Source organism: Serratia sp. GW822-FHT06E05 (assembly GCF_058799445.1).
In genome coordinates this window covers 98,982-114,908 of sequence record NZ_JBXALM010000005.1, presented here as the reverse complement: position 1 = coordinate 114,908, position 15,927 = coordinate 98,982, and the positions used below count along the sequence as shown (strand labels likewise).

Annotated in this window: 10 protein-coding genes; all 10 read right to left on the bottom strand. The window is 57.8% G+C overall.

The window, feature by feature from the left end; all coding sequences use genetic code 11:
* Position 1: 1 nt before the first annotated feature.
* Positions 2 to 1,030: an ABC transporter ATP-binding protein gene (locus AC1RKC_RS14095; protein WP_020828180.1), complete on the bottom strand. Its 1,029-nt coding sequence runs from the start codon at positions 1,028 to 1,030 to the stop codon at positions 2 to 4.
* Between the two features lie 54 nt (positions 1,031 to 1,084).
* A complete protein-coding gene (ydcS, locus tag AC1RKC_RS14090; protein WP_046372893.1) occupies positions 1,085 to 2,239 on the bottom strand; it encodes a putative ABC transporter substrate-binding protein YdcS in 1,155 nt (384 codons plus the stop codon).
* Positions 2,240 to 2,487: 248 nt separating this feature from the next.
* The gene (locus AC1RKC_RS14085) at positions 2,488 to 3,951 is read right to left on the bottom strand and encodes a gamma-aminobutyraldehyde dehydrogenase (RefSeq protein ID WP_261139691.1); all 1,464 of its coding nucleotides are present in this window, start codon (positions 3,949 to 3,951) and stop codon (positions 2,488 to 2,490) included.
* Between the two features lie 116 nt (positions 3,952 to 4,067).
* Entirely contained in the window at positions 4,068 to 4,991 is a 924-nt protein-coding gene (locus tag AC1RKC_RS14080) for a LysR substrate-binding domain-containing protein (protein ID WP_020828183.1), read from the bottom strand.
* Between the two features lie 391 nt (positions 4,992 to 5,382).
* Positions 5,383 to 5,721 carry a nitrogen regulatory protein P-II gene (gene glnB / locus AC1RKC_RS14075; protein ID WP_004847623.1) on the bottom strand — a complete coding sequence of 113 codons (339 nt, stop codon included), beginning with the start codon at positions 5,719 to 5,721 and terminating at the stop codon, positions 5,383 to 5,385.
* 10 nt (positions 5,722 to 5,731) lie between these two features.
* The gene (locus tag AC1RKC_RS14070) at positions 5,732 to 7,354 is read right to left on the bottom strand and encodes an NAD+ synthase (RefSeq protein WP_020828185.1); all 1,623 of its coding nucleotides are present in this window, start codon (positions 7,352 to 7,354) and stop codon (positions 5,732 to 5,734) included.
* Positions 7,355 to 7,482: 128 nt separating this feature from the next.
* Positions 7,483 to 8,820: a two-component system response regulator GlrR gene (gene glrR / locus AC1RKC_RS14065; RefSeq protein WP_020828186.1), complete on the bottom strand. Its 1,338-nt coding sequence runs from the start codon at positions 8,818 to 8,820 to the stop codon at positions 7,483 to 7,485.
* Positions 8,817 to 9,686 (bottom strand): two-component system QseEF-associated lipoprotein QseG, encoded by an 870-nt coding sequence (gene qseG, locus AC1RKC_RS14060; RefSeq protein ID WP_020828187.1) that lies wholly within the window; start codon positions 9,684 to 9,686, stop codon positions 8,817 to 8,819. The genes glrR and qseG overlap by 4 nt, the downstream gene beginning before the upstream one ends.
* A gap of 2 nt (positions 9,687 to 9,688) precedes the next feature.
* On the bottom strand, positions 9,689 to 11,125 hold the full coding sequence (locus AC1RKC_RS14055; protein ID WP_020828188.1) for a sensor histidine kinase: 1,437 nt from the start codon (positions 11,123 to 11,125) through the stop codon (positions 9,689 to 9,691).
* Positions 11,126 to 11,928: 803 nt separating this feature from the next.
* Positions 11,929 to 15,822, bottom strand: coding sequence for a phosphoribosylformylglycinamidine synthase (purL, locus tag AC1RKC_RS14050; protein ID WP_200898911.1), 3,894 nt, complete (start codon positions 15,820 to 15,822; stop codon positions 11,929 to 11,931).
* Positions 15,823 to 15,927 lie beyond the last annotated feature (105 nt).

The window sequence follows — 15,927 nt, the reverse complement described above, 5'->3', positions numbered from 1 at the left end:
TTCACCTCGCCTCCAGCAATGGCACCATCGCCTCACGTGACCAGCAGGCGGTGACCGGTTGGCCGATCAGATGCGGCTGCCCGTCGGCGAGCCACTGAGGATTCGCCTGGCTGACCAGCAGTTTTTCACCGCTGTTCAACGCAATTTCGTAGCGCGTCGCCGCCCCCTGGTAATGGATCTCCTGCAGCGTACCCTGCACCTGAATTTCCCCCTGCGCTGCGCCGGCCTGATCCGCGAGCCGAATATGCTCGGGACGGATCGAGAAGGTGGCGGCCTGGCCCAACAGCCGCTGCGCCAAATCGCTGCGCACCACGTTAGAGGTGCCGACAAACTCGGCGACAAACGGCGTCTTCGGTCGCATGTAGAGTTCGCGCGGCGCGTCCACCTGTTCAATACGGCCATTGTTGAACACCGCCACCCGGTCGGACATCGACAACGCTTCGCTCTGATCGTGGGTGACGAAAATAAAGGTGATGCCGAGCTGGCGCTGCAACTTTTTCAACTCCCCCTGCATCTGCTCGCGCAGCTTGAGATCCAGCGCGCCGAGCGGTTCATCCAACAGCAGCACCCGCGGCCGATTGACCAGTGCGCGAGCCAGTGCGACACGCTGCCGCTGGCCGCCGGAAAGGTGCGCCGGTTTGCGCTCGGCTACAAACCCCAACGCCACGCTGTCCAGCGCTTCCTGCGCACGGGCCAGGCGTTCTCGCTTGGCGACGCCTTTAACCATCAGCCCGTAAGCGACGTTTTCCAGCACCGACATATGTGGGAACAGCGCGTAATCCTGGAAGACGGTATTCACGTCGCGCTGATACGGCGGCAAATTGGCGGCCTCCTGCCCGTGAATACGAATCGAGCCGGCAGTGAGCTGTTCGAAACCGGCGATCAACCGCAGGCAGGTGGTTTTCCCCGAGCCGGAAGGCCCGAGCATGGAGAAGAATTCCCCGTCTTGTATCTCGATTGAAACCCGGTCCACGGCGCGAACCTCGCCGAAGCTTCGCGAAACATCGATAAATTGCACGGCAATGGTCATGATCTGCGCTCCTGATTGACGTTAATCGGGCGTAGCGAACTACGCCCGCACGGGTTACCGACCGCCCATGATGGCGATGTAATCCTGAGTCCAGCGGCTGTAGGGCACGAATTTTCCGCCCTGCGCCTGTGGCGTTTTCCAGAAGGCAATCTTGTCGAACTGGTTGAAACCGTTGGTCTCGCAACCTTTATCACCCAGCAGCGTGCTGGCCTTGCAACCCGCCGGTGACGCCGGAACAGAACCGAACCAGGCGGCAACGTCGCCCTGCACTTTCGGTTCCAGCGACCAGTTCATCCACAGATAGGCGCAGTTCGGGTGTTTGGCATCGGCGTGCAGCATGGTAGTGTCGGCCCAACCGGTCACCCCCTCTTTCGGGAATACCGTACCGATCGGCTGGCTTTCCCCTTTCAGGGCATTGGCCTGATACGGCCAGGCGCTGGAGGCGACCACACCTTCGTTTTTGAAATCGCTCATTTGTACCGAGGTGTCATGCCAGTAGCGGTGGATCAGTGCATGCTGGGTACGCAACAGCTTCAACGCCGCCTGATACTGCTCTTCGTTAAGCTGATACGGATCGCTGATGCCAAGCTGCGGTTGCGTGGCCTTCAGGAACAACGCCGCATCGGCGATATAGATTGGCCCATCGTAGGCCTGAACCCGGCCCTGGTTGGTTTTGCCATCCGGCAGGTTCTGCTGCTGGAACACTACTGCCCAGCTGTCCGGCGGTGTCGGGAAGGTTTTGGTGTTATACATCAGCAGGTTCGGGCCCCACTGATAGGGCGTGCCGTAGGTTTTGCCGTCCAGGGTGTACCAGGCACCGTTTAACAGGCGCGGGTCGATGTTTTTCCAGTTAGGGATCAACGCGGTATTGATCGGCTGCACCCGCTTGCCGAAAATCAGCCGCAGCGAAGCGTCGCCGGAAGCGGTGACCAGGTCGTAGCCTCCTTTGGCCATCAGGCTGACCATTTCGTCGGAAGTGGCGGCGGTTTTCACATTCACCGCGCAGCTGGTTTGCTTTTCAAACTGGCTGACCCAGTCGTAGTTTTTATCGGACTGACCGCGTTCGATGTAACCGGGCCAGGCAATGATATCCAGTCGCCCTTCGCCCTTGCCGAGCGCCTGCGGCAGATCGGCCGCCTGGGCCAAACCGCAAAGTACGGTGAAACAGAGCGCGGAAACTGTGGTGGTGACTGCGGTAGTTTTTCCCATCGTAATTACCCCTGTGTGGCCTATCTGTGTGCGGCAGGGAACGGCTGCCGCCCTAGTCTCATTTTATTTACCCTATGAATTTCAAGTTGGCCGCTTTAGCGCGTCCATGCGCTCGCGGCATTTGTACATCCCTGTACAGCACAGCCAGGCGACCAGCTCACTCATCCCCAGGCGCTTACTTGAGTAAGCAACTGGGGATGAGTGCAGGTAACATCGCTGCAGCTTGAAAAGCGACGGGTATGCTGCCTTTAGAAGCTGGCTTTAAATTTCGCCATCACATGCCTGACAACGCTGTAGTCCTGCAGTGAATCGCTGGAAAGATCTTTGCCGTAGCCGGAGCGTTTCAGGCCCCCGTGCGGCATTTCACTCGCCAGGGTGAAATGGGTGTTGATCCAGGTACTGCCGTATTGCAGATGGGCGGCGATATGCAGCGCCCGATCGATATTCTGCGTCCAGACCGATGAGGCCAGGCCGTATTCGGAATCGTTTGCCCAGTTGACCGCCTGCTCCAGATGTTCAAAGCGGGTGATGCTCACCACCGGGCCAAACACCTCCCGCTGGACGATTTCATCGCTTTGCAGACAGCCGGCAAGCAGCGTGGGCTGGTAATAGAAACCCGGGCCGGAATGCGCGGCGGCGCCGGTGATCAATTCAATGTGTGGCTGGCTGAGCGCACGTTCGACAAAGCTGGCGACGCGATCGCGCTGGCGACTGCTGATCAGCGGACCAATTTCGTTATCCTCATCGCGTTTGCGGGCAAAGCGCAGGCTGGCAACCGCCTCGCCCAACGCATCCACCAGCTTCGGATAGATCCCCGCCTGCGCGTAGATACGGCAGGCCGCGGTGCAGTCTTGCCCGGCGTTGTAGTAGCCATAGGTGCGAATGCTGTTGACCACCTCGTCCAAATCGGCGTCATCGCAGACAATCACCGGTGCCTTGCCCCCCAACTCCAGGTGCGTGCGTTTGACGCTTTTCGCCGCCGCCTGCAGAATTTTCTGCCCGGTAACGATATCGCCGGTGACCGAAACCAGCCGTACCTGCGGGTGGCCGACCAAATGGCTGCCGACCCCTTCCCCGCCGCCGTAGACGATATTCAGCACCCCCGGCGGCAGGATCTCCTGTAACGCGGGCACCAGCGCCAAAATGGTCAGAGGGGTGTGTTCGGAAGGTTTGAATACCACGGTGTTGCCCGCGGCCAGCGCTGGCGCAATTTTCCACGCCGCCATCATCAACGGGTAATTCCAGGGCGCAATAGAGGCCACCACGCCGATCGGGTCACGGCGGATCATTGAAGTGTGCCCTTCGATATATTCCCCGGCCAACTGCCCCTGCTGGGTGCGCACCGCGCCGGCAAAGAAGCGAAAGACGTCGATGGCCGCCGGCAGGTCGTCATTAAGCGCCTGATGCAGCGGTTTGCCGCAGTTAAGCGCCTCCAGACCGGCCAGGCGCCCGGCCTGACGCTCGATGGCATCGGCAATACGCAACAGAATAGCCGCGCGGTAGGCGGGGGTAGTCCGCGACCAGGAAGCGAACGCCTGTTGCGCCGCTTTCACTGCGTTGCCGACCTGGACAGATGAGGCTTCGGTGATCGAGACCAGCGTCTCGCCATTCGCCGGATTAACGATGCACTCTTGCTGGCCTTCGCCTTCGACCGATTGACCGTTAATAAATTGCTGACAGGATAAACCTGAAAGGAGGTGCACATCTGCCATTGCGTATCGCCTCTGAGTGACAAAAACGTTAACTAAATGTGAAATAAGTTAGTTTTAATCAGACTAAGCGAGCATCAGGCAGCCAACAAATTCTAAATACTGAACGACGCGTTCGATTAAATCGAATGCTTCAGCCCAGCCGCGTGCATATTGCCGTTTTCACGCGCAATAGTGAGAAATGGCGTAACCAGCTCCGGCCGCGCACTGCCGCGCCGCCATGCCAAACCGATATCCAACGGTTCCAGCAGATCCGCCAGCTTGCGCGCCTCAATCATATTGCCTTCCAGAGACCAGGCACGGTAGGCCATGTCCGGCAAGATAGAAACGCCCATTCCCGCCGCCACCAGGCTGCGTACCGCCTCGGTTGAAGCGGTTTTCATGGCTATTTCCGGTTTTAAGCCTGCGCGCGCCCAGATACGCCGCGCATGCACGTCCATTTCGTCGGCATTAAGCTGGATCAGAGGCAGCTTCGCCACATCCGCCAGGCTGATGCTTTCATGATCCAGCAGTGGATGCAGCGGCGGTAACCACAGGCGATAAGGTGAATGCATCAGGACTTCGCTTTGCAGCGCATCGCGGTCTTCGATGTTCGACAGGATCAGCACGCCGATATCGATTTCCCCACTGACCAGCAAGTGCTCAATATAGGGCCGCTCGTCTTCAATCACCTGAATGGTGACGTTGGGGTATGCCGATTTAAAGCGCTTAAGCAGCTCGACCAAAAAGTAGCCCGCTACCAGGCTGGTCACGCCGATGGTCAGCTTGCCGGTCAGGCTTTCGGTTCCCAGTTGCAGGCTGCGCTTGGCGTTATCCACCGTGGCAAGGATCAGATATGACTGGCGCAGAAACTGGTGACCCTGATGCGTCAGGTTCATGCCCTTGGCGTGACGCTCAAACAGACGTACGCCGATGTCGGTTTCCAACTGCTGGATAGCCAGCGTCAGCGAAGACTGGGAAACAAACACCGCCTGGGCGGCGGCAGAGATCGAGCCGGTTTCGGCCACCGCGATAAAATGGCGGATTTGGCGCAGCGTCATCATCCCCATCGCCTTTCAAGCCGCTGCGTTGTTGTCTGCGTGCGCTTACCCCAGTCACTTACTTGAGTAAGCTCCTGGGGATGCACGCCCTTGCCGCCTAGCCGCAACTTGACATTCATTGGGGATCGCCTTAATCAAAATATTTGAGTTGAGTGTAGACGCCGCGCGTAAAGCGATCGGGAAAAGTATCAAAAACGCGATAGCCTTCGCTTTTTTAGAATGCTAATAATGAAAACAATCAGAACAGCGGAGAGGTTGAAGGAGATTTGGGGCGTAGCGAGCGCCAGCCAGATTGGGTGCGGCCTGCGCGCAGTGCCCCGGAGTGTACACGCAGTACACGAGGAGGCCGAGCACAGCCCAAACTCAAGCTGGCGGTGCTCGGTAGACGATCACATTAAATAGCTTCTTCGTCTTGTTCGCCGGTCCTGATACGCACTACGCGCGCCACGTCGAAGACAAAGATTTTACCGTCGCCGATTTTACCGGTCTGCGCGGTCTGCATGATGGTTTCCACGCAGGTATCGACGATATCGTCGGCCACGACGATCTCAATTTTCACCTTCGGCAGAAAATCGACCATGTACTCAGCGCCACGGTACAGCTCAGTGTGCCCTTTCTGACGGCCGAAGCCTTTCACTTCGGTCACGGTCATCCCGGTAATGCCAACTTCAGCCAGCGCTTCACGGACATCATCCAGTTTGAACGGCTTGATAATAGCGTCGATCTTTTTCATCTTCTTTCCTTTACCAATTTTTGCGGCCAAAGCCGGATGTGATTGGGTAGCGGCGGTCTTTGCCGAAATTGCGGGCGGTGATGCGCGGCCCGACGGCGGCCTGACGCCGCTTGTATTCGTTAATATCCACCAGGCGTATCACCTTGCGAACGATCGCCTCGTCGAAGCCTTCGGCCACCAGATCGGCAACCGATTTATCGCGCTCGACGTAACCTTCCAGAATCGCATCCAGAATGTCGTACGGCGGCAGGCTGTCCTGATCGAGCTGATCCGGCGCCAGCTCGGCGGACGGTGGACGATCGATAACGCGCTGCGGGATCACGTAAGAGACGGTATTGCGGTATTCGGACAGCTTGAACACCAGCGTTTTAGGCACGTCCTTCAACACGTCGAAGCCACCGGCCATATCACCATACAGCGTGGCGTAACCTACGGCCATCTCGCTTTTGTTGCCGGTAGTCAACACGATGCTGCGACGCTTGTTGGACAGCGCCATCAACACCACGCCGCGACAGCGCGCCTGCAGGTTCTCTTCCGTGGTATCACGCTCGGTCCCAGCGAACATTGGCGTCAGCTGGCCCATAAAGGCGTCGAACATCGGTTCAATCGAAACGATATCGAATTCAATGCCCAGGATTTCCGCTTCTTCCTTGGCGTCGGCAATGCTGATGTCCGCGGTATAACGGAACGGCATCATCAGCGCCTGCACCTTGTCTTTGCCCAGCGCGTCGACGGCAATCGCCAGCGTCAACGCCGAATCGATACCGCCGGAAAGCCCCAGCACGGCACCCTTGAAGCCGTTTTTGGTCACGTAATCGCGCACCGCCAGCACCAGGGCTTCATAGACCTGTGCCAACTGCGGCAGCTCGGCGGCCGGAGCGGTCATCGGCACCACGTCCAGCTCGTTGAATTCCAGCAGGGTTACCTGCTCGGCAAACGCCGCCAGGCGATGGGTCATGTTGCCAGCCGCGTCGAAGACTTTCGAACAACCGTCAAAAATCAGTTCATCCTGTCCGCCAATCTGGTTCAGATAGACCAGCGGCAAATGGGTGCGCTGGCAATGACCGGCCATCAGGGTTTTACGGATGTACGGTTTTTCGCGGTTGTAAGGTGAGGCGTTGATCGACAGAATCATTTCGGCTCCGGCGGCCTTGGCGGCATCCACCGGCTCCGGGAACCACAGATCTTCGCAAATCAGCAGGCCCAAACGGTAGCCTTTCAGCTCAACCACGCAGGTGTCGTTACCGGCCTGGAAGTAGCGCTTCTCATCGAATACGCCGTAGTTCGGCAACTGCTGCTTGAAGTAACGCGCCAGCAATTGCCCTTCAGAAAACAGCGACAGCGCATTATAGAGTTTGTCGCCTTCGCGCCACGGGTGGCCGACCAGGATCGCCACGTCGGTGGAGGCCTGCTGCAAACGCAGAAGTTGCTCGTCACAACGTTGGTAAAAATCGTTGCGATACAGCAGGTCTTCCGGCGGATAGCCGGACAGCGCCAGTTCGGTGAACATGACCAGATCGGCTCCCGCCTTCTGCTGCTGTTGCACGGTTTGCAACATTCGTTCGGTGTTGCCTTCGATGTCACCGACCAACAGATTCAACTGGGCCAGTGCGATGGAAAGTGATCTGCTCATTGTTTAGGGTCCCGCTTAATACGTTCCATGGTGCTTTGCGTTTGGTCATGCCAGCAATTGAGAACGGAGTGTAAATCATTCCGCCGCGTTTGTTGAGAACCTGCGTGCGCAGGCCGCGGCGGAAAACATCATTCTTTAAAGTCGTTGGCGTCCAGTTCATGGCGCGACAGCAATTTATAAAACTCGGTACGGTTACGACCCGCCATGCGCGCGGCCTGGGTGACGTTACCCTTGGTGATCTGCAACAGTTTGCGTAAATAATGCAATTCAAACTGATTACGCGCCTCGACAAAGGTCGGCAAGGCGGTGTTTTCCCCTTCCAGCGCCTGCTCTACCAGCGCTTCGCTGATAACAGGTGCGGAAGTCAGGGCCACGCACTGCTCGATCACATTCACCAATTGGCGCACGTTGCCCGGCCAGGTGGCGGTCATCAGGCGTTTCATGGCGTCCGAAGAGAAGCTGCGGACAAACGGCTTGTGTCGCTTGGCAGATTCGCGCAGCAGATGATTGGCCAGCAGCGGAATATCCTCGGCCCGCTCGTTCAGCGCCGGGATCTTCAGGTTCACCACGTTGAGGCGATAATACAAATCCTCGCGGAATTCATTTTTCGCCATCGCCTTTTGCAGATCGCGGTGGGTAGCGGAAATAATGCGTACATCGATGTCCAGATCGCGGTTACTGCCCAGCGGACGCACCTTGCGTTCCTGCAGCACGCGCAACAACTTCACCTGCAGCGAAAGCGGCATATCGCCAATCTCGTCGAGGAACAGCGTCCCACCTGCCGCCGCCTGGAACAAACCTTCACGGCTGCTGACCGCGCCGGTAAACGCCCCTTTGGCATGACCGAACAGCTCGGACTCCAGTAGTTGCTCCGGCAACGCACCGCAGTTAATGGCGATAAACGCCTTCTTGCCGCGCGGGCTGGCGCCGTGGATCGCCTGTGCCAACACTTCTTTACCGGTGCCACTATGGCCGTTGATCAAGACGCTGACGTCTGACTGCGCCACCATTTTTGCCTGCTCCAGCAGGCGCAGCATAATAGGGCTGCGGGTGACGATATCCTCACGCCAGCTGTCGTCACCGGCCGGTAATGATTGGGACAGCGCTTCGTCGATGGCTTTGTAGAGCGCATCGCGGTCCACCGGTTTGGTCAGGAAGCTGAACACCCCCTGCTGAGTGGCCGCCACCGCGTCCGGGATCGAACCGTGGGCGGTCAGGATGATCACCGGCATGCCCGGTTGGTGCTTTTGGATCTCGGCAAACAGCGCCATGCCGTCCATTTCATCCATCCGCAGATCGCTGATCACCAGATCAATCTTCTCGCGCCCTAACAGGCGCAGCGCTTCCTGGCCGCTTTCGGCGGTGGTGACATGAAACCCTTCGCTGGTCAGGCGCATGCCCAACAGCTTGAGCAGGCTGGGATCGTCGTCAACCAATAACAAATTGGCCGGTTTGCGTGCTGTCATTGCGCGTGAGACTCCTTATTAACGGGCGGCGCGTAGGTATCTTCCGGCTCGACCGGCAGGGCGGTGCCCTTTTCCGGCTCGGCGTCCGATTCTTCGGCCTTGGCCGGCGCCACTTTCTTGCCCGCTGCGTCGGTTTTTGGCTGTGTCCCGCTGTTATCCGGGATTTCACTTTGCAGCTGCTTGCGCGAAGAGAGCTGACGTTCGATATCGGTCAGGTTTTCCAGCTTGCGTGACGTATCCTGCAGCTGCGCTTGTAGGCGTATTTGATTCTGGCGTAGCAGATCTATCTGGCTGTCGGAGCTTTCCTGCAGGTGCTGATAACGTGCTTTTTCATCAAACAGGGTGACCTGCAGTACCTGCTGTTGACGCCACAACTGCAGCAGCGGGCGCAGCGAGCTTGGGAACTCCAGGCGATAGCTGTTCAGGCGATCGATAATCTGACGGCGCTCGCCCGAAGTCGGTTCGGCGCTGCCCAGCAGAATGCTCTGTTTGAAAATTCCGTCCCAGCTGTTGCCGGGTAGAGTTTTCGCCAGCGCACGTGCCTGGGTTGAACCGATACGATCGGCACAGTCCATAGCGCGCAGCCAGTACAGTGAATTATTCAACGCATCTTTATCATCCAGCGCCCACAGACTGTCACAGGCCGCAATGCGGTAATCCACCACTTTGGTGTCCGGGATCGCTTCCTGCTGCGGTTGATTCAGACCACCGCTGACTGCGCGATCGACACAGCCTGCCAACAGAAACGGCATAAAAAGCACGCTGCCTAAAAAAGAAAATCGACGCTTGCCGAGTGGCGTACCCAGTGCGGCACGCGGTGAACGTTCGGTCTGCGTAAGACGAAGGCGTTTAGACCATGTGTACATTATTATTCATTCTCGGCGGTTAATGGCAATTCAATACGGAAACAGACGTCTGTGCCGGCGACTTCAACCAGCTGCAGTTCACCGCGCATCCGGCGGATACAATCCTGCGCGATGCTCAGCCCCAGACCGCTTCCTTTTACCGCCCCTTTTCGCTGGTGGCTACCCTGGAAAAAAGGCTCGAAAATCATGGTTTGCTCGGCCTCGGGGATTGGCGTGCCGCTGTTGGCGACATCAATCTGCACCCGTTGTCCAACCTGACGGCTGCGGATCCAAATGTTACCGGATTCCTTGCCGTAGTGCACCGCATTGGAGTAGAGATTATCCAGCACGCGCATTAATAGAGTAGGCTCTGCCCAGCATATTTCCGCATCCAGTTGGATCTCGGTGCGGATCATTTTTGCCCGGGCCGGCAAACTGTGCGCAGCCACGACCATCTCGACCATTTCGGTCAACTCGACATTTTCATGTTCCGCCGGGCCATCGGCCAGCTTGCGGTTGTAATCCAGCAGTTGTTCAATCAGTTGCTGCAGGTGTCGGCTGCTTTGATCGAGGATAGTCACCACCTCTTTTTGATCGGAGGTCAGCGGCCCTGCCACTTCATCTGCCAGCAGTTCGGTGCCTTCACGCATGCTGGCCAGCGGCGTTTTCAGTTCATGCGAGATATGGCGCAAGAACTCATGGCGCTGCGACTCCAGCCAGGCCAGGCGCTCGCTCAACCAAATAATGCGCTGTGCCAGCGAACGTAATTCACGCGGCCCTTTAAAGGAAGCCGTACTGCCCAAGGCTCGCCCTTCCCCCAAACGGTTGATCATTCGCTCTACCGCCTTGACCGGGCCGATAATCATGCGGGTGAACAATACCACCAGCATCACGCTGACCAAAAACAGCATCAGCGCCTGCCAGCCGAAGAACTGACCGCGCTCTGCAATCGCCTGCTGTAACTGCTGGCCACGGGAAAACACCACGGCGCGCGTGGCCTGTACCATCTCGGCATTGGAGCGTGAAAACGATTCTAACAGCGTGGAAGCCTGCGGATCCGGACCGCTGCTTTGGCATTTAATCGCTGCCAGTTGAGTCAACAGATCGCGCAAGGTTTGATAGTAGCGTTCATCCGGCAGGATTGGGGCATGGGCATCCAGCATTTGCGAATACTGTTTGCGCTGATTCTGATAGAGGCGCGCCAGTGTGGGATCCACCAGCACGCAATATTGGCGATAGCTACGCTCCATTTCCAACGCCACGCTGGTCATCGCCTCGCTGCGTCGTGCATCCACCAACGTAGTGCGGTTAATGTCCGCCGCCTGGGCGCTGAGGTGATCCAGGCTCTGGTAAGCCTGATAGGCCAACACCAGCAGCGGCAACAGCACCAGCAAGAACGCCATCAACACCAGTTGACGTAGCGAACGGGGAAATAAACGCCATCTTTTCAACGAAATCATCTCATTGTCTCTAGTCTGCTTCGATGCTAACCGAGTCGCCGATGAGAGGAAAGCCCGGCGTTCAGCGGAGCGTCAGGAAATAAGGAGAATCAGGCCATAGATAGGGAGTACGGGTCAGAACTTGTCGGTAAAGAGTGGTGAGCATGCTTTGGTATTTGACGTTGGGGCAAGACTGCCCCATCGCAAGAAAGTGTGGATGCCCTTAATTCTCGTCCCCAGGGTGATGTAGCACAATGGCTGGCATCGAATAGGACGAATAGCATCCGTAAGTATCCGGAATTGATGAACACTCATCACAGTTGGATACAGGCGGTGCCTCACTCCACGTGTCGCCCGATGCTTGATAAAGCGCTTACGCGGCTATTATCGGTTTAGTTGGACGATAGGCACCATTTCTTTGGCATCATTCGGGGGGCTTATGAGGCAACTGTTCCGTCTATTTACGGGGCCGTCATAAAAAGTTGAATGAGCAACTGAGCAGAATAATGCACTTAACGTGCCAACTTTTCAATATATTTATTAACACAATGAATTTAAAGTAAAATAAATAAAATCAATGCCAAAGCACTCTCATTCTCAGGCATGCGGGCGAAGAAAAAAACACCGCCCTGTCGCCAAAAACCGACAACTTAAGCCAATTAATTTCAGGTCATTAAAAATCAATAAGTTACGTGTCTCTTTTTAGAGACAATGAAAATACCCTCTGTCGCAAAATGCAGACAACCGCCATCGTCCTCGCCATAGCCTTAATAGAAAAGGGACGCAATCTCTTGCGTCCCTTTCGGCTAGCACAGCGTTATCGCTTAGCCCAGCTGCCTACGGGCGTTGCGGAACATGCGCATCCACGGGCTGTCTTCACCCCACTCTTCCGGATGCCATGAGTTGCTGACGGTGCGGAACACACGCTCCGGATGCGGCATCATTACCGTCGCACGCCCATTGGCGCTGGTGACGGCGGTGATACCGTTCGGCGAACCGTTCGGGTTGGCCGGGTAGCTTTCCGTTACCTGACCGGCATTATCGACAAAGCGCAACGCCACCAGACCATGATGCTCCAGCGCCGCCAGATGTGCCGTATCGCGCACTTCGACGTGACCTTCACCATGCGATACCGCAATCGGCATACGCGAACCCGCCATCCCCTGCATGAACAGCGACGGGCTGGCCGCCACTTCCACCAGGCTGAAACGGGCCTCGAAACGGTCTGACAGGTTACGTACGAAACGCGGCCAATGTTCGGCTCCGGGGATCAGATCGCGCAGGTTCGACATCATCTGACAGCCGTTGCACACGCCCAGTGCCAGGGTCTGCGGACGGTGGAAGAAAGATTCGAACTCGTCGCGCACGCGCTCGTTGAACAGAATCGACTTCGCCCAACCTTCGCCTGCGCCCAACACGTCACCGTAAGAGAAACCGCCGCAGGCCACCAAGGTATGGAAGTCCTGCAGGTCACGGCGCCCTTCCAGCAGATCGCTCATGTGAACGTCCACCGCATCAAAACCGGCGCGATGGAATGCCGCCGCCATCTCAACGTGGGAGTTAACGCCCTGCTCGCGCAGTACCGCCACTTTAGGACGAGCCCCCTTGGCGATATAAGGTGCCGCAATATCTTCTTCAGGTGCGAAGCTCAGTTTGACGTTCAGGCCAGGATCGCGTTCATTCTGCTTGGCCTGGTGCTCCTGATCGGCACATTCAGGGTTATCGCGCAGGCGCTGCATCTGCCAGGTCGTTTCCGCCCACCAGGTGCGTAACGTGGCACGGCTTTCGCTGTACACCGGTTTGTCGCCCTGGGTAATCACAAAGCGATCGCCGGCCTGTACGCTGCCGATGTGGTGCACATTGTCCGTCAGGCCATGCTGAGCAAACGCCTGCTGGACCGCTTCAAGCCGATCGGCCGTCACCTGGATCACCGCGCCCAACTCTTCGTTGAACAGCGCTGCCAGCGCGTCGTCGCCCAACCCTTGAATATCTACCTGTACACCGCAGTGGCCGGCAAACGCCATTTCCGCCAGCGTCACCAACAGGCCGCCGTCGGAGCGGTCGTGGTAGGCCAGCAGTGCGCGGTCGGCGACCAATTGTTGCATCGCGTTGAAGAAGCCTGCCAGTTGCTCGACGTTACGCACATCGGCCGGTTTGTCGCCCAGTTGACGGTAAACCTGTGCCAGCGCAGTGGCGCCCAGCGCGTTATGGCCGTTACCCAGGTCGATGAGCAGCAATGCCGTGTCGCCCTTGTCGGTACGCAGTTGTGGCGTCACGGTGTGGCGAACATCTTCCACGCGGGCAAAACCAGTGATCACCAGGGACAACGGCGACGTCATTTCGCGCTGCTCGTTGCCTTCCTGCCAGCGGGTTTTCATCGACATTGAGTCTTTACCCACCGGAATGGTGATGCCCAGCGCAGGGCAAAGCTCTTCGCCCACCGCTTTTACCGCTTCATACAGGCCGGCATCTTCACCCGGGTGACCGGCTGCCGCCATCCAGTTAGCGGAAAGTTTGACGCGCTTGAGCGAACCAATCTCGGTCGCCGCCAGGTTGGTCAGCGCTTCCCCCACCGCCAGACGGCCGGAAGCGGCAAAGTCCAGCAGGGCAACCGGCGCACGTTCGCCGATCGACATCGCTTCACCGTAGTAACTGTCCAGGCTGGCGGTGGTAACCGCGCAGTCGGCTACCGGGATCTGCCATGGACCGACCATCTGATCGCGTGCCACCATGCCGGTCACGGTACGGTCGCCGATGGTGATCAGGAAGGTTTTCTCGGCAACTGCCGGCAGGTGCAGAACGCGTTTTACCGCATCGGCCAGAGTAATGTTTTCGCGCTGTACCGGCTGGCCTTTAGCCTGCAAACGAGTCACGTCGCGCGTCATCTTCGGCGTTTTGCCCAGCAGCACGTCCAACGGCATGTCGATCGGCTGGTTGTCGAAATGGCTGTCGTTCAGCGTCAAATGCTGTTCTTCGGTGGCTTCACCGATCACCGCATAAGGGGCACGCTCACGGCGGCAAATCTCGTCGAACTGCGCCATCTGCGCCGGGGCAATCGCCATCACATAGCGTTCCTGCGATTCATTGCACCAGACTTCCAGCGGGCTCATGCCCGGTTCGTCGTTAAGGATATCGCGCAGTTCGAAACGGCCGCCGCGGCCACCGTCGCTGACCAGCTCCGGCATGGCGTTAGACAAACCGCCCGCTCCCACATCGTGGATAAACAGAATCGGGTTCTGTTCGCCCAACTGCCAGCAGCGGTCGATCACTTCCTGGCAGCGGCGCTCCATTTCCGGGTTGTCGCGCTGTACCGAGGCAAAATCCAGATCGGCGTCGGACTGGCCGGAGGCCATAGAAGAGGCTGCGCCGCCGCCCAGACCGATGTTCATCGCCGGGCCACCCAGCACCACCAGTTTGGCGCCGACAGTGATTTCACCTTTTTGCACGTGATCGGCGCGGATGTTGCCGATACCGCCCGCCAGCATGATCGGTTTGTGATAACCGCGCAGCTCGACGCCGTTATGGCTGTTAACCTGTTCTTCGTAGGTACGGAAGTATCCCACCAGCGCCGGACGGCCGAATTCATTATTGAACGCCGCGCCGCCCAGTGGGCCGTCGGTCATGATATCCAGTGCGGTTACGATGCGATCCGGCTTGCCAAAATCCTGCTCCCAGGGCTGCTCGAAGCCGGGAATGCGCAGGTTGGAAACCGAGAAACCCACCAGACCTGCTTTGGGTTTGGCACCGCGACCTGTAGCGCCTTCGTCGCGGATCTCGCCACCGGAACCGGTAGCGGCACCCGGCCACGGGGAGATCGCCGTCGGGTGGTTATGGGTTTCCACCTTCATCAGGATATGGGCCTCTTCCTGATGATAGTCATACTGACCGCTTTGCGGCGCAGCGAAGAAACGGCCAACCTGCGAACCTTCCATCACGGCGGCGTTGTCTTTATAAGCCGACAGCACATAATCCGGCGTCTGTTCGAAGGTGTTTTTGATCATTTTGAACAGCGACTTCGGCTGCTGTTCGCCGTCGATGATCCAATCGGCGTTGAAAATTTTATGACGGCAGTGCTCCGAGTTGGCCTGCGCGAACATATAGAGTTCGATATCCGTCGGGTTGCGCCCCAGCCCGGTAAAGGCATTCAGCAGATAGTCGATTTCGTCTTCGGCCAGCGCCAGACCGAGCTTGAGGTTGGCCTGTTCCAGCGCGCTGCGCCCTTCCCCCAGCATATCGATCGCCTGATAAGGCGCCGGCTGATGCTGAGCAAACAGCTGTTCTGCCTGTTGCAAGCTGCTGAAGACGGTTTCCATCATCCGGTCATGCAGCAATGCGGCAAGCTGTTGCCACTGCGCTTCAGTCAGCGTCGGTGCCTTGACGTAAAACGCCAGACCGCGCTCCAACCGCACCACCTGCTTCAAACCGCAGTTATGGGCGATATCGGTGGCTTTGGAAGACCAGGGAGAAATGGTGCCCGGACGCGGTGTCACCAACAGAAGGCGACCTTCAGGGGCATGTTCGGCGAGAGAGGGACCGTACTTGAGCAGGCGCGTGAGCTTGCCGTGTTCTTCGGCATTGAGCGGTGCGCTAACATCGGCAAAGTGGACGTACTCGGCGTAGATATCACTGACCGGAAGTTGGGCGTCCTGACAGCGGGACAACAGTTTGGTAACACGAAAAGCCGACAAAGCGGGCGAACCACGCAGTATTTCCATAATCAAAGTTCTCTCGTCTTCGAAGCAACTGACTTCAGCACTTCATTGGGCGCAACAGGGGGAAAACGCGCGCCATTATAGAGAATCTGCGCGACAGACGAAACCGTT

Bases quoted from the DNA above. Each gene is read 5' to 3' on its own strand.
- AC1RKC_RS14095 (WP_020828180.1), bottom strand. From the start codon at position 1,030: ATGACCATTGCCGTGCAATTTATCGATGTTTCGCGAAGCTTCGGCGAG.
- ydcS (WP_046372893.1), bottom strand. From the start codon at position 2,239: ATGGGAAAAACTACCGCAGTCACCACCACAGTTTCCGCGCTCTGTTTC.
- AC1RKC_RS14085 (WP_261139691.1), bottom strand. From the start codon at position 3,951: ATGGCAGATGTGCACCTCCTTTCAGGTTTATCCTGTCAGCAATTTATT.
- AC1RKC_RS14080 (WP_020828183.1), bottom strand. From the start codon at position 4,991: ATGATGACGCTGCGCCAAATCCGCCATTTTATCGCGGTGGCCGAAACC.
- glnB (WP_004847623.1), bottom strand. From the start codon at position 5,721: ATGAAAAAGATCGACGCTATTATCAAGCCGTTCAAACTGGATGATGTC.
- AC1RKC_RS14070 (WP_020828185.1), bottom strand. From the start codon at position 7,354: ATGAGCAGATCACTTTCCATCGCACTGGCCCAGTTGAATCTGTTGGTC.
- glrR (WP_020828186.1), bottom strand. From the start codon at position 8,820: ATGACAGCACGCAAACCGGCCAATTTGTTATTGGTTGACGACGATCCC.
- qseG (WP_020828187.1), bottom strand. From the start codon at position 9,686: ATGTACACATGGTCTAAACGCCTTCGTCTTACGCAGACCGAACGTTCA.
- AC1RKC_RS14055 (WP_020828188.1), bottom strand. From the start codon at position 11,125: ATGATTTCGTTGAAAAGATGGCGTTTATTTCCCCGTTCGCTACGTCAA.